This window comes from Corynebacterium lactis RW2-5 (assembly GCF_001274895.1).
Taxonomy (GTDB): domain Bacteria; phylum Actinomycetota; class Actinomycetes; order Mycobacteriales; family Mycobacteriaceae; genus Corynebacterium; species Corynebacterium lactis.
The window spans coordinates 1,566,880-1,589,740 of the sequence record NZ_CP006841.1 but is presented as its reverse complement, the minus strand read 5'-3'; the positions used below and the strand labels follow the sequence as shown (position 1 = coordinate 1,589,740).

Below are 22,861 nucleotides of genomic sequence, written 5' to 3'. Positions count from 1 at the left end.
AATATTTAAGACATTCAATTAGCACCGATTAAAGGAGCGCTACACCCCATGACCAACCGGGTTATTCTTGCCTACTCTGGTGGCCTCGACACCACCGTCGCTATTCCGTACCTGAAGGACATGACCGACGGCGAGGTTGTCGCGGTGTCCATCGATGTCGGACAGGGCGGCGAGGACATGGAGTCGGTGCGTCAGCGCGCTCTCGACGCCGGAGCCGTTGAGGCTGTCGTTGTTGACGCCAAGGACGAGTTCGCCGAGGAGTACTGCCTGCCGACTATCAAGGCGAACGGCCTCTACATGAAGCAGTACCCGCTGGTTTCTGCTCTGTCCCGTCCGCTGATCGTCAAGCACATGACTGAGGCTGCCAAGGAATTCGGCGGCACCCACGTCGCTCACGGCTGCACCGGTAAGGGCAATGACCAGGTTCGCTTCGAGGTCGGCTTTGCCAACACCGCGCCGGACCTGAAGATTATCGCTCCGGCCCGTGACTTCGCATGGACCCGCGACAAGGCCATCGCCTTCGCTGAGGAGAAGGGCCTGCCGATCGAGCAGTCCAAGTCCTCCCCGTTCTCCATCGACCAGAACCTCTTCGGCCGTGCTATCGAGACCGGCTACCTCGAGGACCTGTGGAACGCCCCGACCAAGGACGTCTACTCCTACACCGAGGACCCGACCCTGAACTTCAACTCCCCGGATGAGGTCATCATCTCCTTCGAGGACGGCAAGCCGACCGCGATCGACGGTAAGCCGGTTTCGGTGCTCGAGGCCATCGAGGAGATGAACCGCCGCGCCGGTGCCCAGGGTATCGGTCGTCTGGACATGGTCGAGGACCGCCTGGTCGGCATCAAGTCTCGCGAGATCTACGAGGCTCCGGGCGCCATCGCTATCATGATCGCGCACGCCGCTCTGGAGGACGTCACCGTTGAGCGTGAGCTGGCTCGCTACAAGCGCCAGGTTGAGGGCAAGTGGGCCGAGCTGGTCTACGACGGCCTGTGGTTCTCCCCGCTCAAGCGTGCTCTGGACACCTTCATCGAGGAGTCCCAGAAGGGCGTTTCCGGCGATATCCGCATGGTCATGCACGCTGGCAACTGCAACGTCAACGGCCGCCGTTCGAACACCTCGCTGTACGACTTCAACCTCGCCACCTACGACGAGGGCGACACCTTCGACCAGACCCTGGCTCGCGGCTTCGTCGAGCTGCACGGCCTGTCCTCGAAGATGGCCGCGAAGCGCGACTTCAACCTGTAAGTAACCGGAACTACTAGCGGAAAGGCCGGCTGATTATGGTCGAAAAGCACGGAACTAACGAGGGGTCGCTGTGGGGCGGCCGTTTCGCGGGTGGCCCGTCGGAGGCGATGGCAGCATTGAGCAAGTCCACGCACTTTGATTGGGTTCTCGCGCCTTACGACGTGCTGGCGTCGCAGGCCCACGCCCGTGTCCTGCACGCGCGAGGTCTGCTCAGCGACGCCGATTTCGAGACCATGATCACCGGCCTGAAGCAGCTGGGCGAGGACGTCACCTCGGGTGCATTCGGCCCGGAGCCCTCCGACGAGGATGTCCACGGTGCCATGGAGCGTGGCCTGATTGACCGCGTCGGCGCTGAGGTGGGAGGCCGCCTGCGCGCTGGCCGTTCCCGCAATGACCAGGTCGCGACGCTGTTCCGCATGTGGCTTCGCGACGCGGTTCGCGACGTCGCTCTGGACGTCTCCGACCTGATCGATGCACTGGTTGCTCAGTCCAAGGCGCACCCGACCGCAATCATGCCGGGCAAGACCCACTCGCAGGCTGCTCAGCCGGTGCTGCTAGCGCACCAGCTGCTTGCTCACGCCCAGCCACTGCTGCGCGACCTGGATCGCATCCGTGAACTGGACCGCCGCCTGGCGGTTTCCCCGTACGGTTCTGGCGCGCTGGCAGGCTCCTCGCTGCACCTGGATCCGGAGGCCATCGCCGCAGAGCTCGGCTTTGACTCCGCTGCCGATAACTCCATTGACGGCACTTCCTCGCGCGACTTCGCCTCCGAGACCGCCTTCGTCCTGGCCCAGATTGCCGTGGACATGTCTCGTTTGGCTGAGGAAATCATCTACTGGGCAACGCCGGAGTACGGCTACGTTACTCTTGCCGACGCCTGGTCCACGGGCTCGTCCATCATGCCGCAGAAGAAGAACCCGGACGTCGCGGAGCTTACCCGCGGCAAGACCGGCCGGCTTATCGGCAACCTCTCCGGCTTAATGGCAACCCTGAAGGCGCAGCCGCTGGCCTACAACCGGGACCTGCAGGAGGACAAGGAGCCGCTGGTCGATTCGGTCGAGCAGCTGAACCTGCTTCTTCCGGCTCTCACGGGTCTGGTCGCGACCCTGACCTTCCACGAGGAGCGCCTGCTCGAGCTCGCTCCCGCCGGATACACCCTGGCCACGGACCTAGCCGAGTGGCTGGTCCGCAAGGGCGTGCCCTTCCGCGATGCTCACGAGGCCTCCGGCCAGTGTGTCCGCGTCGCGGAGTCCAAGGGCGGAATCGGCCTGGATCAGCTCACGGACGAGGATCTCGCCGGCGTGCACCCGGCCCTGACCCCCGAGGTCCGTGAGGTTCTCACCGTTGAGGGCGCTGTTGCCTCCCGCGACACCCGCGGTGGCACCGCCGGTGTGCGCGTTGCGGAGCAGCTGGGCCGCGTCGAGGAGACCTTGGCCGCTGCTCGTGAGTGGGCCTCGACTCCGGTTCGCAAGTCGGCCGACGCCTGATCAGGGCGCAGAACTTTATCGAAAAGGTAGGTAGGAAAGTATGAGCCTGGACGCAAAACTCCTCGACATCCTCGTCTGCCCGCAAGACAAGGGCCCCCTCGACTACCTCGAGGATGAGCAGGTGCTGGTCAACCCGCGCCTGAAGGTCGCCTACCGAATCGACGAGGGAATCCCCGTCATGCTTGCGGACGAGGCTGTTGCCTGGGACCGTTAATGGCCTCGCGCGACGCGTTGCGTATGCCTTTTGATCGAAGCCTGCTGCAGGTCTCACCCATTGAGGCGGCGCGGCAGGTTCTGGGCTGTCGTATAGAGGTCCCCGCCGAGGGGATTGTCGCGACTATTACCGAGGTTGAGGCCTACGGCGGCCCGGCGGATTCGCGCTGGCCCGATCCCGCGGCGCATTGCTACCCGGGACTGACCGCGCGCAACCGTGCGATGTTCGGTCCCGCAGGGCATTGGTACGTCTACCGTTCCTACGGGATTCACTTTTGCCTCAACGTCACCTGTGCCGAAGACGGCGAAGGCGGAGGAATACTAATCCGCTCCGTCCGGATCGACTCCGGAGCTGATGCCGTGCGCCGGCGCCGCGGTGAAAAGCCCTCCGATTCAGGCCTTGGCCGCGGGCCCGGCAATGTAGGTCAGGCCCTAGGTATTGATTTGTCCGATTACGGCCACGATGCTTTGGATTGCGCGGGACGTCTATTTCTACAACCACGGGAATCTTCTTTACCCGAGGAGCGCGTTCGTTCGGGGCCTCGGGTCGGTGTGCGCCGGGCAGCCGAGCGGCCGTGGCGGCTCTGTCTCGAGGACGATTCCGTTTCCGCATATCGGAAGCACAAGTCCGCGCTCGCCGAATTCTAGTCGGGGCCGGTAGTTGAGAGCGTCGGCAAGCGGAGAGAATACACCCCTGATGGCCTGGGGCTGAAGGTGAAACGTTACGATAGAGAACGTGACTGAGCAGAACATTATCGACGAATTACAGTGGCGTGGGCTGATTAATCAGTCCACTGATGTTGAAGCGCTGCGCGAGGCGTGCGAAAACCCGATTGCTCTATATTGCGGTTTCGACCCGACGGGAGACTCGCTGCATGCGGGCCACCTGGTTCCGATGATTATGCTGCGGCGTTTCCAGCTGGCAGGGCACCACCCGATTGCGCTGGCCGGCGGTGCAACTGGCTTCATTGGCGATCCCCGTGATGTGGGTGAGCGGTCGATGCTCAGCCAGGAGACTATTGAGCACAACCTGGAGTCGATTAAGGGGCAGCTGCGGCGCTTCATTGACTTCGAGGGCGATTCCCCGGCGACGATGGTCAACAACGCGGACTGGACCATGAACATGTCCGTCATTGACTTCTTGCGCGATGTGGGCAAGAACTTCTCGCTGAATACGATGCTCGATCGCGATACCGTCAAACGCCGCCTCGAGTCCGACGGTATCTCCTACACCGAGTTTTCCTACATGCTGCTGCAGTCCAACGACTACGTGCAGCTGCGCCGCACCCACGACTGCATCCTGCAGATTGGCGGCGGTGACCAGTGGGGCAACATCGTTTCGGGCGTTGACCTCAACAGGCGTGTCGACGGTGCCAAGGTCCACGGCCTCACTGTGCCGCTGGTAACGGATGCGCAGGGACAGAAATTCGGTAAGTCCACCGGCGGCGGAAAACTGTGGCTGGATGCGGAGAAGACCTCGCCGTACTCCTGGTACCAGTACTTCCTGAACGCTGGTGACTCGGTAGTTATTGATTACCTGCGCTGGTTCACTTTCCTGTCCCAGGAGGAGATCGCGGAGTACGAGGTCGCCGTTGCGGAGCGTCCGTTCAAGCGTGAGGCTCAGCGTCGTCTGGCTCAGGAGATGACCAACCTGGTGCACGGCGAGGAGGCGACCAAGGCTGTCGAGCTGGCTGCTCAAGCTCTGTTCGGGCGTGCCGAGTTGGCCGACCTGGACGAAGCAACGCTCGTCGGCGCTGTCTCTGAGACTGAGGTGGCAGAAATCGCGTCAGGCGAGCCGCGCACTGCTGTAGACTTGCTGGTCGCCTCGGGCCTGGCGAAATCGAAGGGCGAGGCACGCCGCACTATTAAGGAAGGCGGTGCCTACGCGAACAATGAGCGCATTGCCGACGAAGAGTGGACGCCCGGTGAGGCCGACCTGCTGCACGGCAAGTGGGTTGTGCTGCGTCGCGGTAAGAAGAACTTCGCCGGTGTGAAATTCGTGTAAGTGCTGGTTGTTTAAAAGCAGCTTGCATTGCCGGGCCCTGTTTGCCCTGCGCCCACTCGATATTTATTCATCTGATTCGCGCTCAGTCGAATTTGCCAGCTTTTTGGATGAAGTAAGGTCGAAAATCTGGTCACTTCCTCCAAAAAGATGGCAAAAATAAAGAGTGGAGAGCGTTTGCCTGCTAGTTCATCGATGGCAGCCCGCAGCTCGCCGGCTGCCACACCGGTTAAAAACGTTGGCAGAAATGAAGGTAGGAGGCTCTTACAGGTGATTAGGAGCTGTGTTAGAACGGGCCCTCTCGGTTAGTTCACTTGCGATGTAGTAGCCAGCCACAGTGCTTGGTTATCCCCGGCAGCGAAGGTATCGAGAGCCCTGGGCATGTGGGCATCGGATGTCACCAAAACGCCGGTGCGGGGGCCGATGCCAATTAGTTTCTTTGCGAAGTGCGATGTTCCTGCGGCATTGCCAACGGTACTTTGCGAAGTACTCTCAGTCGTAATGCGATGGGCGGACACTCCACTGCGGACTAGTGCCTGTTTCATAGCAGCAGCTTCGCTTGGGCAGCCTGGTTGCGTCACGCCTCCCGAAACAATGACCGGGTTGAGGGGATGTGCTAGAGCTAGCTTTGCTGCTTCGTCAATACGGCCTACCAGTACAGCAGGCATCGAGCAAGAGCCAGCGTTGAGACGCGCGCCCAGAACAATGATTGGGACGTTTGGATCAAGGAGCGCTCCATGTGCTGCAGCTCGCCCCAGAGGGGAAGTTTTCAGGGGAGTTAACGTGGATGAGTTCAATGAAACTGCGGACGGAGAAGCGTCAGCGGTTGCCGGAATACACAGAGCGATGGCAGCAGTGAGGCTGGCTGCAAGCAAACGAGAAAGCCGTGACATACGTAGTAAACCCTTCGGGGAACGTGAACAAAAGTGTTGCGTAAAAAGCGTTTAGTGAATCGTATTATCCACAAACTCGTGCCTGCAAAATCAATATGAAAATTTTGTTTTATATAACCCTTTTCGGGTGCTTAGCTTTATGTTTATATGTAATGGAATGTACTGTTGGGGCTATTGGGAAAAGTGGAGATAATGGTAAATTTGTGGTTTATTTAAAAATATAAGTAATGTGTACCTTTTTGGCTGTAGTAAAAGTTGGAAACTAGGTTTAGCTCGCTAGGCAGTGAATCTAATGTCTGGCCAGTTTCGATTTTTATGAATTCTTCACCAGTCAGCGGGGTTAGGTCTGTGAACGGAGGATTGCCTGCGCAGACCACAGCAGCATCTAGCGGTCCCGCATCTCTATAGAACTGACGCATAGATTCCGTTAAAGCACTACGACAGTACCTAAGAACCGGCACTTTGAATCGCCGTATCACCGGGCCCCTCGACGGCTTTGACCTGGTATCCAGAGAATCCACGCTCATAGAACGCACAAACGAGGCGCGCCGCCCCAACTGCAGCCTCCGAATACCCAATCCCATGCGGAGGATGAATATTGGAAATGCAGTTGCGAGCCTCGTCGGTCGTGCCGGGTTTTGCTTTCCACGTCAGATACATTCCCAGCGAACTCGGGACCGAAAGTCCCGGCCGCTCACCAATAATCACAATCGTGGTGTCCCACCCGGCCCGCTCTCCGACATGATCGCCCAACGCAACGCGTCCTCGATGAGCGAAAACGGGAGCGGCAATCTGCTTGTCCGGTAACGCCTTCGCCAACTCGGTCTCCAATGCCGCGACCAACGGTGCCGCGTGCTCGTTGACTGCCTGCGGCGACAGCCCGTCGACGATCACAAAGCCGACGTCACCAACGTGTTTCAACCAATCGATATGATCGACATTTCCAGGCCGTCTGCCCAGATCAGGGCGCCGTAGATACTCGTGCCGGTCACTCGTTTGCGACTCCAACTCGCTCATATGCGAGATTTCTTCCTTGAGTCCCGCCACATCAACTCTGCTGTGCACAGCATCGCGTGCCGACGAATGGGCGGTGAGCAACGCCATCCGCTCATGAGTTGGCATTGCTGCTCCCGCACGGCCCAATCCGACCCGTGCTGGTGTGTAACTGCGCAAATCGTCAATACCTTTGACAATGTCGCCGTGGCGCTGCGTTACCTCATTACTCATTTTCAATCTCGTCCCTTCTAGTGCCGTGCGTTCCATCGCCGGTATGCACTTTCAGTACCGGTGCGTGCGGTGTGGCCTCGCTGAATGGCCTAATCTGCCGAGACCAGCGCAATGTTGTGCGCCTTATTCGCCAGTTCATTAAAGTCTTCGCCCATGAATTCGCCGGAGTTGGTGAGCTTGCCATTGCGTCCGATTAGGCCACGATCGTAAAGCCATGCTTCAAATTCGGGAGCGTGCTTGCGACCGGTAACCGCTCGGGCAGCTGCGACATCGTGATAGGACAGGGACTGGTAGCCGAGCATGATGTCGTCGGCGCCGGGAACCGTGATGACGAACCCGGCCGCCGCCTGAATGAGCAGGTGGAGTAGAACGTCCATATCGTTCGAGTCCGCTTCTGCGTGGTTCGTGTAGCAGACGTCGACTCCCATGTTGAGTCCGAGAATCTTTCCGCAGAATAGATCTTCGAGACCAGCTCGGATAATTTGTTTGCCGTCATACAGGTATTCGGGGCCGATAAACCCGACGACGGTGTTGGTCAGGAATGGGTCGTAGTGCCGAGCGAGTCCATAGGCTCTGGCCTCGAGCGTCTGTTGATCCAGCGGCTGACCTGCCGGAGTCAGATGCGCATTGGCCGAAAGGCATGAGCCCTGGCCCGTCTCGAAGTACATGACGTTGTTTCCGACCGTTCCCCGTTTCAACTCACGCGCCGCCAGATTGGCCTCCTCCAGCATTGTTTGTGTCACACCGAAGCTCTTCAGCGTTTTCTCGGTGCCCGCAATCGACTGGAAAACGAGATCGACCGGGGCCCCTTCGGCAATGAGATCGGCGGTGGTCGTGACATGAGTCAGGACGCAGGATTGGGTAGGGATTTCATAGCGACTCCGCACATCGTCGATAAGCTGCAACAAGTAGCGAACGCGCTGTGGCGAGTCTGTAGCCGGGTTGATTCCGATCACGGCATCTCCAGCCCCTAGGCTGAGCCCATCGATGATAGCGGCGGCGACCCCGGTGGCGTCATCTGCGGGGTGATTTGGTTGGAGCCTCGTTGCGATTCTTCCCGGAAGGCCGACCGTATTCCGGAACGCCTTCGTGACTACCGATGCCGCCGACACTGCGATGAGTTCTCCGTTGCTCATGAGCTTCGACACTGCAGCGACCATCTCGGGAGTCAGTGCCCATTGAACGGACTCCAAAATCTCCGCAGCATCGTCGCGGTATGACACTGCGAGCAGCCATTCGCGGAACTCGCCGACCGTCATCGAAGCAAGCGGCCGGAATGCTTCAGCATCGTGATTGTCCAGGATTATCTTGGTCACGCAGTCGTGTTCATATGGCAGCGAGGGGTTTTCCAGTAGGTCCGCCAACGGGACGTCGGCAAGCACCCACCCGGCGGCAGAGCGCGCTGCCTCTGACCGGGCGGCGCATCCGGCGAGCTCATCACCGGAGCGCTGCGGCGTGGCCTTGGCGAGCACATCGGCGAGGTTTGTGAATTGGTAGGTGTGTCCGTGCAGAGTTTGTGAGTACACAGTGGGTTTTCCTCTCCCTAATACGTGCAGGGCTTTTCGTCTTGATGGAGGTGGGGGAGTGAGGCGCCGATGTCCGTTGTAAAGTGCGCTTTACGACGCTCATGAAGCAGGTGCGCAACGACCAGGACAGCAAGTGTCGCAGCGGAAATTCCCGCGACATATGGGTTGGCGACGACCTGGGCGACAATGGCGCCGAGGGCGAGCACGAATGCGAAGGTGGAGGTGACGAGGCCTCCGGGGGTGCGGTACGGTCGCGTCATTTTCGGTCGGTTACGGCGCAGTACGATGTGCGAGAGCATCATCAGGGCGTACGAAATCACGGCTCCGAATACAGCGATGGACATGAGGAAGTCGCCATCGAAGATGAGAGTCAGTCCGAAACCGAGTATTGCCGGGGCGATTGTGGCCCATGTGGGGACGTTCTTGCGGTTAGTACGGGAAAAAATTGGCGGGATTAGCCGTTCCCGAGACATGGAGTACACGAGCCGCGAATATCCGTACATGATGGAGAAAAAAGACGCGACAAGTCCGGTGAGAGCGGCGCAATTGATTGCGTAGACGATGGATGGGTTAGCGCCGATGGAGTTAAGTCCACTGACCAGGGGATTGTCGGAGTTGGCGTATATGGAGGTGCCGGCGGCGCCTGGGCCGAGGATCATCATCGCGCAGGCTGCGATGAACAAGATTGCCATTGCAGTGACGATTGCTTTGGGGATGTCGCGGCTCGGGTTCTTCGCATCTTCCGCGGCCATTGGCACGCCCTCGACTGCGAGAAAGAACCAGATTGCGAAAGGAATTGCGTGCCATACGCTGCCGGCGCCGTGAGGGAATAGCGGAAGACCGTCGGCGAAGTTCGCAGTGGATACGTGAGGTGCCATCGTGAAGGAATAGATAACGAGAGCCACGAGAGCGGCACCTGTTATACCGAGCATCAATTTCAAGGCTTCGCCTGCGCCGGCGAGGTGAATGAGCACGAATATGGCGTAGCAAGCCAGGTACACAAGCCAGCCATTTGTGAGGCCAAATAGTTGGAGCGACTCCACATATCCACCGATGAATGTGGTGATTGCCGCTGGGGCGATGACGTATTCGATCATGATGGCTGCCGCCGTGATGAACCCGCCCGTGCGGCCGAGTGCGACGGTTGCGAAAAGATGACCGCCGCCCGCACTGGGTATTGCGGCGGAGAGCTCGGCGAGGCAGAGGCACATAGCTAGATAGAGAGCTGCGACAATGGCGAGAGCAACTGCAAGTCCTCCGAAGCCGCCGGCTTTGAGACCGAATTGCCATCCGGCGAAGTCACCGGAGATAACGAAGGAAACTCCTAGGCTGGCGAGCAGAATCCAACCTGCTGAACCTTGATGTGTGCCTTGAAGGGCCGATACCTGATGCAGAGATGTCGGCGCTTGACTCTGGGAGGAGGCAAGCGTTGTGAGTTTATTGTGGTCCATGACGCGGTTCGCCTCCTTGGGGCCTTATATCTCTAGAGCAACCGTGAAAACATAACTGTATATAGATACCTGATTACGTAATCACGTAATCCATATGCTCCAGTAGGGCTGCAAGGTGGTCAAGCGGTATTTTTCGTTAACTTTTGGTTAACGGTGGTGACGTTGGATGTCTGGCTTTGTTATTCGTTGGTTGGTGGGGCGCTACGGGCTTGTTGGTGGGTGGGTTCTGGGGAAGTTGTTGCGGTGGCCCGTTTTAAGAACGGTGTTTTTGTGTGTTGACCTGGGGATTGGTGTTTGTTGGTGGGGTGTGTGTAATGTATTCGAAGTCAGCGCGACCGGGGGTTGCCACTGAGGGTGGTTTTCTGGTTGGTGTTGGTGTGGGGGAAGCATTCCTTTTTGTTCATTGATTGTTCACTGAGCGTTTGTTTGGTGTTCGGTTGGTGGGTGTGGTATTGTTTCTTCCTGCTGCTCACGGCGATTGTGCCTTGTTTTAGGTGTGGTTGGTTGTGGGTGTGTGTTGTTTGAGAACTCAATAGTGTGCCGATGTACTTACTTTTTATTTTTTGGTGATGATCATCGTGTGCTTTTTGGTGCGCTGCGTTGTTGGTGGGGTGCCTCCGGGCCTGTTGTGGGTTCGTGAGTGCTTCTGCTGATGGTGGTTGTGCTGATGGTAGGCGTTGGTTGTTTACTGTTGGTGTTTGATCATTGTTTAGTGGTTGAATAACTGTTTTTGGTGTCATCGTAGTTTTTCCTCGTCGGTTGATGCGGTGATGCTGTTTTTTCTAGATCATTTTTGCCAGAGGTCATCATGGTGCTGCGCGTTTGTGTGTGGTGGTGTGGTGGTTTTTGTTTGTTCTAGTTTTTTGTCAGGTTTTTGGGCCTTTTTTGTTCTTCTTATTTGAAGGTTTTTATGGAGGGTTTGATCCTGGCTCAGGACGAACGCTGGCGGCGTGCTTAACACATGCAAGTCGAACGGTAAGGCTCCAGCTTGCTGGGGTACACGAGTGGCGAACGGGTGAGTAACACGTGGGTGACCTGCCCTGCACTTCGGGATAAGCCTGGGAAACTGGGTCTAATACCGGATAGGACCACATTCTAGGGGTGTGGTGGAAAGTTTTTTCGGTGTGGGATGGGCCCGCGGCCTATCAGCTTGTTGGTGGGGTAATGGCCTACCAAGGCGTCGACGGGTAGCCGGCCTGAGAGGGTGGACGGCCACATTGGGACTGAGACACGGCCCAGACTCCTACGGGAGGCAGCAGTGGGGAATATTGCACAATGGGCGAAAGCCTGATGCAGCGACGCCGCGTGGGGGATGACGGCCTTCGGGTTGTAAACTCCTTTCACCATCGACGAAGGGTTTCTGACGGTAGATGGAGAAGAAGCACCGGCTAACTACGTGCCAGCAGCCGCGGTAATACGTAGGGTGCGAGCGTTGTCCGGAATTACTGGGCGTAAAGAGCTCGTAGGTGGTTTGTCGCGTCGTCTGTGAAATTCCGGGGCTTAACTCCGGGCGTGCAGGCGATACGGGCATAACTTGAGTACTGTAGGGGAGACTGGAATTCCTGGTGTAGCGGTGAAATGCGCAGATATCAGGAGGAACACCGGTGGCGAAGGCGGGTCTCTGGGCAGTAACTGACGCTGAGGAGCGAAAGCATGGGGAGCGAACAGGATTAGATACCCTGGTAGTCCATGCCGTAAACGGTGGGCGCTAGGTGTGGGTTTCCTTCCACGGGATCCGTGCCGTAGCTAACGCATTAAGCGCCCCGCCTGGGGAGTACGGCCGCAAGGCTAAAACTCAAAGGAATTGACGGGGGCCCGCACAAGCGGCGGAGCATGTGGATTAATTCGATGCAACGCGAAGAACCTTACCTGGGCTTGACATATACAGGATCGCCGCAGAGATGTGGTTTCCCTTGTGGCTTGTATACAGGTGGTGCATGGTTGTCGTCAGCTCGTGTCGTGAGATGTTGGGTTAAGTCCCGCAACGAGCGCAACCCTTGTCTTATGTTGCCAGCACGTTGTGGTGGGGACTCGTAAGAGACTGCCGGGGTCAACTCGGAGGAAGGTGGGGATGACGTCAAATCATCATGCCCCTTATGTCCAGGGCTTCACACATGCTACAATGGTCGGTACAGTGGGTTGCGAGCCTGTGAGGGTGAGCTAATCCCTTAAAGCCGGTCTCAGTTCGGATCGGGGTCTGCAACTCGACCCCGTGAAGTCGGAGTCGCTAGTAATCGCAGATCAGCAATGCTGCGGTGAATACGTTCCCGGGCCTTGTACACACCGCCCGTCACGTCATGAAAGTCGGTAACACCCGAAGCCAGTGGCCTAACTTTTGAGGGAGCTGTCGAAGGTGGGATTGGCGATTGGGACGAAGTCGTAACAAGGTAGCCGTACCGGAAGGTGCGGCTGGATCACCTCCTTTCTAAGGAGTTTATTTTTCTCTAGTCATTTTTCGCATCGTGTTGGTGTGGGTGGCTGTTTTTTGTTTTTGAGGGTGGATACATCCTGCTGCAGGGCACCAAGGTTGGTGTTCTGGCGTGGTTGGTGATTGTCATCGTGTAAGAAGTGTGTGTGTTGGTGCGCTGTTGGGTGTCTGGGATGACACTGTGTGCATGCTGCTGCTGTTGTTGTGGTGGTGTGTGGGTTTGTCCCGTGTGGCTATGCTGGCCCTGCTGAGTGGTTTTGTCTTGGTGGTGGTTGGTGTGGGTGTTGTGTGAGAACTGGATAGTGGACGCGAGCATCTTGTTTTTCTGTAAGTTCGAGTAAAACAGTTTTTTGATTGTTTGATTTGTTCTTAGTTATTTGTGTTGTGTTGTAAGGGCGCATGGTGGATGCCTTGGCATAGTAGGCCGATGAAGGACGTGAGAGGCTGCGATAGGCCTCGGGGAGCTGCCAACTGAGCGTTGATCCGAGGGTGTCCGAATGGGGAAACCTGGCCGTTGTTATGGGCGGTCGCTGCCAGATGAATTCATAGTCTGGTTGGTGGTTACGCGGGGAAGTGAAACATCTCAGTACCCGTAGGAAGAGAAAACAATTGTGATTCCGTTAGTAGTGGCGAACGAACGTGGATGAGGCTAAACCGCGTCACGTGTGATACCTGGCAGGGGTTGCGTGTGTGGTGTTGTGGGGATGCAATGTGTGGGGTCTGCCAGCCTTGCGCCGCGTTATCAGGGGATAGTTGAAGTGGATTGGAATGTCCTGCCGTAGACGGTGAGAGCCCGGTAGATGAAATCTTTCTGGTGTGTGGTTGTTGTGTTTCCCGAGTAGCAGCGGGCTCGTGGAATCTGCTGTGAATCTGCCGGGACCACCCGGTAAGCCTAAATACCTGCTATGACCGATAGTGGATAGTACCGTGAGGGAATGGTGAAAAGTACCCCGGGAGGGGAGTGAAATAGTACCTGAAACCATGTGCTTACAATCCGTCAGAGCCTTTTTTTGGGGTGATGGCGTGCCTTTTGAAGAATGAGCCTGCGAGTCAGCGGCATGTCGCGAGGTTAACCCGTGTTGTGGGGTAGTCGTAGCGAAAGCGAATACTAACTAGTGTGTTTTTTAGTGGCATGTCCTGGACCCGAAGCGGGGTGATCTACCCATGGCCAGTGTGAAGCAGAGGTAAGACTCTGTGGAGGCGCGAACCCACTTAGGTTGAAAACTGAGGGGATGAGCTGTGGGTAGGGGTGAAAGGCCAATCAAACTCCGTGATAGCTGGTTCTCCCCGAAATGCATTTAGGTGCAGCGTCGTGTGTTTCCTCCTGGAGGTAGAGCTACTGGTTGGTTTAGCGGGACTATCATCTTAGCGACATCAGCCAAACTCCGAATGCTGGGTAGGTCAGAGCGCGGCAGTGAGACTGCGGGGGATAAGCTTCGTAGTCGAGAGGGAAACAGCCCAGATCGCCGGCTAAGGCCCCTAAGGGTGTGCTAAGTGGAAAAGGATGTGGGATCGCGAAGACAACCAGGAGGTTGGCTTAGAAGCAGCCATCCTTGAAAGAGTGCGTAATAGCTCACTGGTCGAGTGGTTCTGCGCCGACAATGTAGTGGGGCTCAAGTACACCGCCGAAGCCGCGGCAATCAACGTTTTGTTGGTTGGGTAGGGGAGCGTCGCGTAGTTGCTGTGAAGCGTGCGGGTAACCGTCATGTGGAGTGTGCGCGAGTGAGAATGCAGGCATGAGTAGCGAATGAGGAGTGGAAAACTCCTCCGCCGAATGACTAAGGGTTCCTGGGCCAGGTTAATCCTCCCAGGGTGAGTCGGGACCTAAGGCGAGGCCGACAGGCGTAGTCGATGGACAACGGGTTGATATTCCCGTACCCGTTTTTTCGCGCCCATGGTGAATCAGTGATACTAACCCACCTGATCATGCGCTGTTACCTTCCTTCGGGTTGGTTGGTGTGTGTGATGCTGGGGACCTGATCTGGTAGTAGCCAAGTGATGGGGTGACGCAGGAAGGTAGCCGTGCCACGTGATGGTTGTCGTGGTGTAAGCGTGTGGCCCGTGGGATAGGTAAATCCGTTCCACATGATGGGTGAGGCGTGATGCGTACCCGGTTTGCGGGGAAGTTGGTGATCCTATGCTGTCGAGAAAAGCCTCTAGCGATGTGAATTGACGGCCCGTACCCTAAACCGACACAGGTGGTCAGGTAGAGAATACTAAGGCGATCGGGATAACTGTGGTTAAGGAACTCGGCAAAATGCCCCCGTAACTTCGGGAGAAGGGGGGCCACTGCTGGTGAACGACGTAGTAGAGCTGGTGGTGGCCGCAGAGAATAGAGGGAAGCGACTGTTTACTAAAAACACAGGTCCGTGCGAAGACGATAAGTCGATGTATACGGACTGACGCCTGCCCGGTGCTGGAAGGTTAAGAGGACCTGTTAGATACTTTTGGTGTCGAAGCGGAGAATTTAAGCCCCAGTAAACGGCGGTGGTAACTATAACCATCCTAAGGTAGCGAAATTCCTTGTCGGGTAAGTTCCGACCTGCACGAATGGCGTAACGACTTCCCTGCTGTCTCAACCACAGACCCGGCGAAATTGCAGTACGAGTAAAGATGCTCGTTACGCGCGGCAGGACGAAAAGACCCCGGGACCTTCACTATAGCTTGGTATTGGTGTTTGGTTCGGTTTGTGTAGGATAGGTGGGAGACTGTGAAACTATCACGCCAGTGGTGGTGGAGTCGTTGTTGAAATACCACTCTGATCGTATTGAGCATCTAACCTTGGCCCATGATCTGGGTTGGGGACAGTGCCTGGTGGGTAGTTTAACTGGGGCGGTTGCCTCCCAAAGAGTAACGGAGGCGCCCAAAGGTTCCCTCAGCCTGGTTGGCAATCAGGTGTTGAGTGTAAGTGCACAAGGGAGCTTGACTGTGAGACTGACAGGTCGAGCAGGTAGGAAACTAGGGACTAGTGATCCGGCACCGGCTTGTGGAAGCGGTGTCGCTCAACGGATAAAAGGTACCCCGGGGATAACAGGCTGATCTTCCCCAAGAGTCCATATCGACGGGATGGTTTGGCACCTCGATGTCGGCTCGTCGCATCCTGGGGCTGGAGTAGGTCCCAAGGGTTGGGCTGTTCGCCCATTAAAGCGGCACGCGAGCTGGGTTTAGAACGTCGTGAGACAGTTCGGTCTCTATCCGCCGCGCGCGTAGAAACTTGAGGAACGCTGTCCCTAGTACGAGAGGACCGGGATGGACGTACCTCTGGTGTGCCAGTTGTCCCGCCTGGGGCATGGCTGGTTGGCTACGTACGGAAGGGATAACCGCTGAAAGCATCTAAGCGGGAAGCCTGTTCCAAGATTAGGTTTCTTTTGAGGCCCCCTAGAGATGATGGGGTTGATAGGCCGGATCTGGAAGCACAGTAATGTGTGGAGGTGACCGGTACTAATTGGCCGAACGTCAACACAAAAAATGTTGGTGAAATCAAGAGTTTTGCTCGCGTCTATTGTTCAGTGTCTGGCATGACACCGCCTACCCAGTGTTTGTGGTGGGGGTTGGCCAGTTGTTTGTCGGTGGTGTTAGCGGTGGGGTCACGCCCGGTCCCATTCCGAACCCGGAAGCTAAGTCCACCTGCGCCGATGGTACTGCACTCGGGAGGGTGTGGGAGAGTAGGTCGCTGCCGGCATTGTTTTTGTTTGGTGGGGAGGGTTACTGACCGTGTGGTTGGTGGCCCTCCCCACCCTTTTTGTTATTTGGGGTGTTCCCGCATTGGTGAGGACTCCGCCGGGGCGCAGGCCGGGCGGCGGCGCAGCGGCGGGGCGAGTAGGGATGGTTGGTCGATTCGGTCAATGTTGTGTCATTGTGCCGATGTTGTGCCATGGTATGCCGTGTCATAACGTCGGTGCGGTGTCATTGAGTGGCTTTATTAGCCGGTAGCGTTGCCATCATGCGGAGTATCGGACGTACGGTCCGCCTAACCAAGCGCCTATTAACGCCACGTACGCGATATTTCCAACTTACTTCTGCCATCCCGCTGGATTATCCCCAGCTCACTCCGCGGAGCTCGCCACCCTTAACACAGTTCCGCTGTGCGACTTCCCAGCACAGCGAGCCGCAACAGCCCGAATACTTCCCCGGCCCGCTCAGTCGGGTGTAACCTCGGTTATTTACACAAGTAAATTCTTTTGAAAATAGGTGAGTCAACCCTAATATTATCTAGGTAACGATTACCTAAGTCGGGCAGGGGTAAGCTGCGCCCTCAATGCCCAGCGGTCCGCCGTTTGACCCGACTTCGACCGAAGGGAACCGCCTTTAATGGCTCGCACTAACTCCGGCCGTGTCCGCAATATTGTTGCTGCTACTGCAGCAAGCCTGTCGCTAGTCCTCGCATCGTGCTCGACTGGCTCTGGTGCTGGCAATGAAGCCCAGTCCAACGCCTCGCAGGAATCGCAGTCCACGATTACCGTCACGGATAACCACGGTGATCAGAAGATCAATTCGCCGGCGGAAAAGGTGGTCGCCACCGATAACCGCTCCTTCGAGATTCTCGACAATTGGGGCGTTAACGTCGTAGTCGCTCCGAAGCCTATTGTTCCGTTCACTGTCTCCGGTATCAAGGACAACAAGGACATCCAGGACCTCGGTAGCCACCGTGAGCCTAACCTGGAGCTTGTCGCCGCCGCCGACCCGGACTTGATTGTCAACGGTCAGCGCTTTGCGAAGTACTACGAGGACATGAAGAAGCTGGCCCCTAGCTCCGCAATCGTCGAGTTCGAGCCGCGCAAAGACCAGCCCCTCGACGCCGAGCTGAAGCGCCACGCTGAGGGCCTGGGCAAGGCCTTTGGCAAGGAGGAGGACGCTAAGCAGCTCATCGCGGACTTCGACAAGGCTCTCGAGCGCGCGAAGAAGGCTTACGACCCGAATGTCAAGGTCATGGCCCTGAACTCTTCGGGCGGCACCTTGGGCTACATTGCACCGTCGGTAGGCCGTACCTTCGGTCCGGTGTTCGACATGATCGGCATGAAGCCCGCTTTGGAAGTTGCTAATTCCTCTGACGATCACCAGGGTGATGAGATTTCCGTTGAGGCAATCGCTAAGGCAAACCCGGACTTCATTATGGTTCTCGATCGTGATGCCGGCACCTCTGTTCGTGGCACCTCCGAGTACCGCTCCGCGCAGTCCGTCGTCGAGGAAGCCGCTCCGTTGAAGAACGTTAAGGCGGTGAAGGAGGGCAAGATTTACTACGCGCCCGAGGACACCTACACCAACGAGTCGATCATCACCTACACCGAAATTCTGAACTCGCTCGCCGACGCCTTCGAGCAGGCCTAACCGCCCGCGGCCTTCCTCGAGCGCGGTTTCCTCACCCTCACCTATGAATAAGCTTTTTGACGTCAAACTCGTCGCCGGGGTCGCCTTCGTGGTGGCCCTTTTGGCGGTTTCGCTTTTTGTCGGCCAGTACGACATCCTCGGTGCAGAGGATGGCTGGGCGATGTTCGGCATTACCCGTATCCCACGCACTGTCGCGCTGGTTCTTTCAGGCGCGGCGATGGCGATGTGCGGGCTGGTCATGCAGCTGCTCACTCACAACAAGTTCGTGGAGCCAACCACGACCGGTACTACAGAGTGGGCGGGTCTCGGGCTGATCTTTGTCATGTACTTTTTTCCGTCTGCGTCGATACTGGGGCGGATGGGCGGCGCGATTATCTTTGCGTTTATCGGCACTGTGATATTTTTCCTGTTCCTGCGTCGGGTCAGCCTGAAGTCAAGCCTGATTGTGCCGATTGTTGGCATTATGCTCGGCGCGGTGGTTAGTTCCGTGTCCACGTTTTTCGCGCTGCAGACGAATATGCTGCAGTCTTTGGGCGTGTGGTTCTCGGGCTCGTTCACCGACATCTACAAGGGACAATACGAGTTCCTGTGGCTCGTCGTCGCGATCGTGGTTGTCGTGTTCCTCTTCAGCGACCGTCTGACGGTCGCGGGTCTCGGTAAGGACATTGCAACTAACGTTGGCCTGAACTACAACCAGATTGTGTTCTTCGGTACGGGACTGATTGCAATCGCAACGGGCCTGGTCACAGTGGTCGTGGGCAACCTGCCCTTCCTGGGGCTCGTGGTACCGAATATCGTCTCTATGTTCCGCGGCGATGACCTTCGCTCCAATCTTCCGTGGGTGTGCCTGGTCGGCATTGCGGTCGTAACCATCGCGGACCTTCTCGGGCGCATCATCATCGCTCCTTTCGAGGTGCCCGTTTCCGTGATTCTGGGAATCATGGGCGCGGTTGTCTTCGTCTACTTGATTGTCAGGAGGCGCCGTGTTTAGTGACGCAACGTTCAACACAGCGTCGGCAAGCGAAAAACGGGTGACGACCTCGTTTAGCGGTGAGCGGGCGAGGAGGCGCTACTGGATTATCCTCGGGGCTCTCGTAGTGGCGGCGGCGTTTTTCACGGCCGGACTGCTGGCGTGGGGCAACCCTCTGCCGTTTGGGACCGACGGGTTCTGGCTGATCGCGCGCAGGCGTGCCGACGCTATCGTTGCGATGGCTATCGTCGCATGTGCTCAGGCGGTGGCGACGGTGGCGTTCCAATCGATTGCGAATAATCGCATCATTACGCCATCGATTATGGGGTTCGAGGCGCTCTATGTCGCGATTAGTACGTCGGCGGTCTACTTTTTCGGTGTGACGGGGCTGGCGCAGGCCGGGTCGCTGAGCGCGTTCGTGATGCAGCTGGCGCTGATGGTGGGGCTGTCGCTAGTGCTGTACACGTGGCTGCTGACAGGGCGGGGCGCGGACATGCACAGCATGCTGCTGGTCGGCATCGTGATCGGCGGTGGGCTGGCGTCGCTTTCGACGTTCATGCAGAGGCTGCTGACCCCGTCGGAGTTTGATCTGCTAACGGCGCGGCTTTTCGGCTCGGTCAATAACGCCGATCCGGAGTTTTATCCGGTGGCGATTCCACTTGTGGTGGTGGGTATCGCGGTGATTGTCTGGCACTCGCGGGTGCTGAACGTGATGGCGATGGGCCGCGACGTGTCGACGGCGCTGGGAGTGAACTACCAGCGCAGCTCGATTACCGTGCTGGTGTTCGTCGCGGTGCTAATGGCGGTGTCGACGGCGATGGTCGGCCCGATGACGTTCCTGGGCTTCCTGGTCGCCACGATCGCGTACCAGGCGGCGGATACGTTTGATCACCGTTTCGTACTGCCGATGGCGGCGCTGATTGGTTACGTCACCTTGGCTGGAGCGTACTTCGTTCTCAATCACGTCTTCTACGCGCAGGGCGTGGTGTCCATAATCATCGAGCTGGTTGGCGGTTCGATCTTCCTCTACGTTGTTTTGAAGAAGGGACGGCTATGATTCGCCTCGAAAACGTCCGTAAGAATTACACCAGCGAGGTCGAAATTGGGCCCGTCAGCCTGGAGTTTCCGAACAATGCCATCACCGCGCTGATCGGTCCCAATGGCGCGGGCAAGTCTACGTTGCTGACGATGATCGGGCGCTTGCTCGGCGTCGATTCGGGCACCATCAACGTGGGGCCTTACGACGTCGGTGCGGCGAAGTCGAAGGACCTGGCGAAGGTGCTGTCGATCCTGCGTCAGGACAATCACTTCGTCACACGCTTGACCGTCCGGCAGCTGGTCAGCTTCGGCCGTTTCCCGTACAGCCACGGCCGGCTGACTGCCGAGGACGAGGAGATCATCTCCCGCTACATCGAGTTTTTGAACCTTGGCGCGCTGCAGGGGCGCTACCTGGACGAGCTGTCGGGTGGCCAGCGGCAGCGCGCCTACGTGGCGATGGTTCTGTGCCAGGAAACCGAGTACGTGCTGCTGGATGAGCCGCTGAACAACCTGGACATCTCGCATTCGGTGGACATTATGGCGCACCTGCGCACCGCGGTCCGTCAGATGGGCCGCACGATGGTGGTGGTTCTCCACGACATTAACTTTGCAGCCCGCTACGCGGATCACATCTGCGCGGTGAAGGATGGGCAGATTGTCGAGCACGGCCCGACCCGCGAGCTGATGCGCTCGGAGGTGCTCAGTCCCATCTTTGGCACACAGATTGACATCGTCGAGGGGCCGCACGGTCCGGTTGCCTGCTACGGGTCCTAGACAGTCACCGAAGGGGCGGGCCCTCGGGCTCAAGCCCGCGCCGACGGGCTGGTGATGCTCGCGTGATGCTCGCGAGGCGCTCGGGTAAAATTAGCCGCCATGACTATTACCGCTGCCGTTGACGGATCCGCCCTCCACAACCCGGGGCCTGCAGGTTGGTGCTGGTACATCGACGATGACTGCTGGGCCGCCGGAGGCTGGAAGGAAGGCACCAACAACCGCGGCGAACTCACCGCTCTCGCCGAGCTGCTGCGCGCCACCGCACACCTTGCCGACGAGCACCTTCACGTCCTGTGCGACTCCCAGTACGTGATCAACTCGGTGACTAAGTGGATGCCGGGATGGAAGCGCAAGGGCTGGAAGAAACGCGATGGAAAGCCGGTGCTCAACGTGGATATTCTGCAGGATATCGACGCATTGTTGGTCGGCCGAAAAATAGATATGGAATGGGTCAAGGGCCACTCCGGCCACGATATGAACGAAGCCGCCGATCAGCGTGCCCGCGCCGCCGCAACCGCGTACCAGAAGGGCACGAAGGTTCCGCACGGCCCGGGGTTCGGCTCGGGCGCTAGTCAGGTTGCACCGACTGCCGCTGCCTCCGCCGCCGCCTCGCGGTCTGCCGAGTCCTCGCAGCAGAGCCTCTTCGACTTCGACTCACCCGCCGTCGACAGTCGCACCGAAACGCTGCGCACCGCCGCCGAGCAGGCGCTGACCACTCTCCGTCGCGCCGCTCGTAGGGCCGAGCAGGGCAGCGACCGGGCTCTTCGTACTCTGCTTGCCGACGCCGTCACGAACGTCTCGGTGGAGCAGGTAGCGGGGGAGTTGTCGTCGGCAAGCGAGGAGCTGACCGTAATTGGGGCTACGGCGGTGGCGCTGCTGCGCGGTGAGGGGTGGACCGCGCTGGCGACGTGGAGTCTTGAGCCGGAGCTGAAGTTGGTCGGCTGGCATTTGAGCCGGTAGGCTAAAGGTTTGGTCTGTTCGGTGAGCGACGGCGAATCCGGTGTTGCTGGTAGCCTGAATAGGCGTAATTAGTCGTGGTCGGCGAGCGTCGGTTGCGCGCGTATTTTTCCCATTTCAATCACGTTATTTATAAGGAGCTCCGACTTACATGGCTGAGCACGAGGGTCCCCGTTCAGGCGAGAGCCGAGGAAACCGCGGAAACCACGGGGCAAACCGTTCGCACGGGCGCGGCGACGGCGGCTTTAAGGGTCGTGGACGCGGCGGTAATGGCGGCAACGGCGGTCGCGGTGGCCGTGGCCAGGGTGCGAGGGGCTTCCGTCGCGATGACCGGGATGACCGTCGCCGTGACGACCGCCGTCGTGATGACCGGGGTGACCGGAATGATCGCAACGACCGTAACGAGCGCGGTGGCTTCGGGGAGCGTCGCGAAGGTGGCCGCCCGAACCGCGATGACCGCCGTGGCCGTGGTGGCCAGCGTGGTCAGGGCGATCGTCGTCGCTCCAATCGCGGCGGTCGTTTCCAGGATGAGAAGCGTACGCACCGGACTGGTCCTCAGCGTCCGGGCTTCCGCGAGGAGCGCATCGAGGCCCGTAAGAACGAGCCGTCGATTCCGGATGACGTGCGGGCAGACGAGCTCGATGCCAGCGTGCGCCAGGACCTGAAGAGCCTGGCAAAGGATAACGCGGACAAGGTCGCACGCCACATGATTATGGCTGCGATGCTGCTGGCGGAGGATCCGAAGCAGGCGCTGGCGCACGCCCGTGCCGCGAAGGACCGCGCTGGCCGTGTGGGCGTTGTCCGCGAGACCGCTGGTGTCACCGCTTACCACGCGGGCGAGTGGAAGGAAGCGCTGTCCGAGCTGCGCGCCGCTCGCCGTATCTCCGGCGGACCAGGTTTGCTGGCCGTAATGGCTGACTGCGAGCGTGGCCTTGGACGCCCGGAGAAGGCTATTGAGCTGGGCCGTTCCGATGAAGCCAGCCAGCTGGACGCCGAGACCAAGACCGAGCTTGCCATCGTTATCGCTGGTGCCCGCCGTGACCTGGGCGAGCTGGATGAGGCCATCGTCGAGCTGGAGACCCAGAACCTGGACCCGGAGCGCGAGGACTTCGAGGCGGCGCGCCTGTTCTACGCCTACGCGGATGCCCTGGCTGCCGCCGGCCGCACTGATGAGGCGAAGACCTGGTTCACCCGCAGCGCCAAGATTGACGAGGACGAGCTGCTCGACGCCCGCGAGCGCGTCGAAGAGCTGGACTAGGCCGGGGCTTTTAGCCCTGACCGGCGGTGGTTGCCCTATGTACCCGTGGTTCGGACCCGCC

16 protein-coding genes and 3 rRNA genes are annotated in these 22,861 nt (G+C 58.5%); 14 read left to right on the top strand and 5 right to left on the bottom strand.

Going from position 1 to position 22,861, the window contains the following annotated elements; genetic code table 11:
* The first annotated feature begins 48 nt into the window (after nt 1-48).
* The 5 genes from CLAC_RS06920 (at nt 49) to tyrS (ending at nt 4,953) form a co-directional block, all read left to right on the top strand.
* Nucleotides 49-1,248, top strand: a complete 1,200-nt coding sequence (locus tag CLAC_RS06920; RefSeq protein ID WP_053412273.1) for an argininosuccinate synthase — start codon at nt 49-51, stop codon at nt 1,246-1,248.
* Nucleotides 1,249-1,283: 35 nt separating this feature from the next.
* On the top strand, nt 1,284-2,735 hold the full coding sequence (argH, locus tag CLAC_RS06915) for an argininosuccinate lyase (protein ID WP_053412272.1): 1,452 nt from the start codon (nt 1,284-1,286) through the stop codon (nt 2,733-2,735).
* 40 nt (nt 2,736-2,775) lie between these two features.
* Nucleotides 2,776-2,949 (top strand): Trm112 family protein, encoded by a 174-nt coding sequence (locus CLAC_RS06910; protein WP_053412271.1) that lies wholly within the window; start codon nt 2,776-2,778, stop codon nt 2,947-2,949.
* Nucleotides 2,949-3,596 carry a DNA-3-methyladenine glycosylase gene (locus tag CLAC_RS06905; RefSeq protein ID WP_053412270.1) on the top strand — a complete coding sequence of 216 codons (648 nt, stop codon included), beginning with the start codon at nt 2,949-2,951 and terminating at the stop codon, nt 3,594-3,596. Before CLAC_RS06910 ends, CLAC_RS06905 begins: the two co-directional genes overlap by 1 nt.
* 88 nt (nt 3,597-3,684) lie before the next feature.
* A complete protein-coding gene (tyrS, locus tag CLAC_RS06900; protein ID WP_053412269.1) occupies nt 3,685-4,953 on the top strand; it encodes a tyrosine--tRNA ligase in 1,269 nt (422 codons plus the stop codon).
* Between the two features lie 302 nt (nt 4,954-5,255).
* Here tyrS and CLAC_RS13035 read toward each other — a convergent pair whose 3' ends face one another.
* The 5 genes from CLAC_RS13035 to CLAC_RS12640 all read right to left on the bottom strand — a co-directional run bounded on the left by CLAC_RS13035 (nt 5,256) and on the right by CLAC_RS12640 (nt 10,787).
* Entirely contained in the window at nt 5,256-5,843 is a 588-nt protein-coding gene (locus CLAC_RS13035; protein WP_082313204.1) for a YdcF family protein, read from the bottom strand.
* 447 nt (nt 5,844-6,290) lie between these two features.
* The gene (gene eutC, locus CLAC_RS06895; RefSeq protein WP_053413332.1) at nt 6,291-7,070 is read right to left on the bottom strand and encodes an ethanolamine ammonia-lyase subunit EutC; all 780 of its coding nucleotides are present in this window, start codon (nt 7,068-7,070) and stop codon (nt 6,291-6,293) included.
* Nucleotides 7,071-7,159: 89 nt separating this feature from the next.
* Nucleotides 7,160-8,596: an ethanolamine ammonia-lyase subunit EutB gene (gene eutB / locus CLAC_RS06890; protein WP_082313202.1), complete on the bottom strand. Its 1,437-nt coding sequence runs from the start codon at nt 8,594-8,596 to the stop codon at nt 7,160-7,162.
* Between the two features lie 17 nt (nt 8,597-8,613).
* Nucleotides 8,614-10,047 (bottom strand): ethanolamine permease, encoded by a 1,434-nt coding sequence (eat, locus tag CLAC_RS06885; RefSeq protein ID WP_053412268.1) that lies wholly within the window; start codon nt 10,045-10,047, stop codon nt 8,614-8,616.
* 326 nt (nt 10,048-10,373) lie between these two features.
* Complete coding sequence (locus CLAC_RS12640; RefSeq protein WP_156324791.1) at nt 10,374-10,787, bottom strand: hypothetical protein; 414 nt, start codon at nt 10,785-10,787, stop codon at nt 10,374-10,376.
* 167 nt (nt 10,788-10,954) lie between these two features.
* Here CLAC_RS12640 and CLAC_RS06880 point away from each other — a divergent pair.
* The 9 genes from CLAC_RS06880 (at nt 10,955) to CLAC_RS06840 (ending at nt 22,800) form a co-directional block, all read left to right on the top strand.
* Nucleotides 10,955-12,472, top strand: a 16S ribosomal RNA gene (locus tag CLAC_RS06880).
* Nucleotides 12,473-12,853: 381 nt separating this feature from the next.
* Nucleotides 12,854-15,941 (top strand): 23S ribosomal RNA (locus CLAC_RS06875).
* A gap of 99 nt (nt 15,942-16,040) precedes the next feature.
* Nucleotides 16,041-16,157: ribosomal RNA gene (rrf, locus tag CLAC_RS06870) — 5S ribosomal RNA — on the top strand.
* Together the 16S, 23S and 5S rRNA genes form the textbook arrangement of a ribosomal RNA operon.
* 629 nt (nt 16,158-16,786) lie before the next feature.
* Nucleotides 16,787-17,803 (top strand): siderophore ABC transporter substrate-binding protein, encoded by a 1,017-nt coding sequence (locus CLAC_RS06865; protein ID WP_053412267.1) that lies wholly within the window; start codon nt 16,787-16,789, stop codon nt 17,801-17,803.
* Nucleotides 17,804-17,846: 43 nt separating this feature from the next.
* Complete coding sequence (locus CLAC_RS06860) at nt 17,847-18,794, top strand: ABC transporter permease (RefSeq protein WP_053412266.1); 948 nt, start codon at nt 17,847-17,849, stop codon at nt 18,792-18,794.
* Nucleotides 18,787-19,830 carry an iron chelate uptake ABC transporter family permease subunit gene (locus tag CLAC_RS06855; RefSeq protein ID WP_053412265.1) on the top strand — a complete coding sequence of 348 codons (1,044 nt, stop codon included), beginning with the start codon at nt 18,787-18,789 and terminating at the stop codon, nt 19,828-19,830. Before CLAC_RS06860 ends, CLAC_RS06855 begins: the two co-directional genes overlap by 8 nt.
* Nucleotides 19,827-20,585 (top strand): iron ABC transporter ATP-binding protein, encoded by a 759-nt coding sequence (locus CLAC_RS06850; protein WP_053412264.1) that lies wholly within the window; start codon nt 19,827-19,829, stop codon nt 20,583-20,585. Before CLAC_RS06855 ends, CLAC_RS06850 begins: the two co-directional genes overlap by 4 nt.
* A gap of 99 nt (nt 20,586-20,684) precedes the next feature.
* A complete protein-coding gene (locus CLAC_RS06845; RefSeq protein WP_053412263.1) occupies nt 20,685-21,545 on the top strand; it encodes a ribonuclease H family protein in 861 nt (286 codons plus the stop codon).
* A gap of 148 nt (nt 21,546-21,693) precedes the next feature.
* Entirely contained in the window at nt 21,694-22,800 is a 1,107-nt protein-coding gene (locus tag CLAC_RS06840) for a tetratricopeptide repeat protein (RefSeq protein ID WP_053412262.1), read from the top strand.
* Nucleotides 22,801-22,861: the final 61 nt, after the last annotated feature.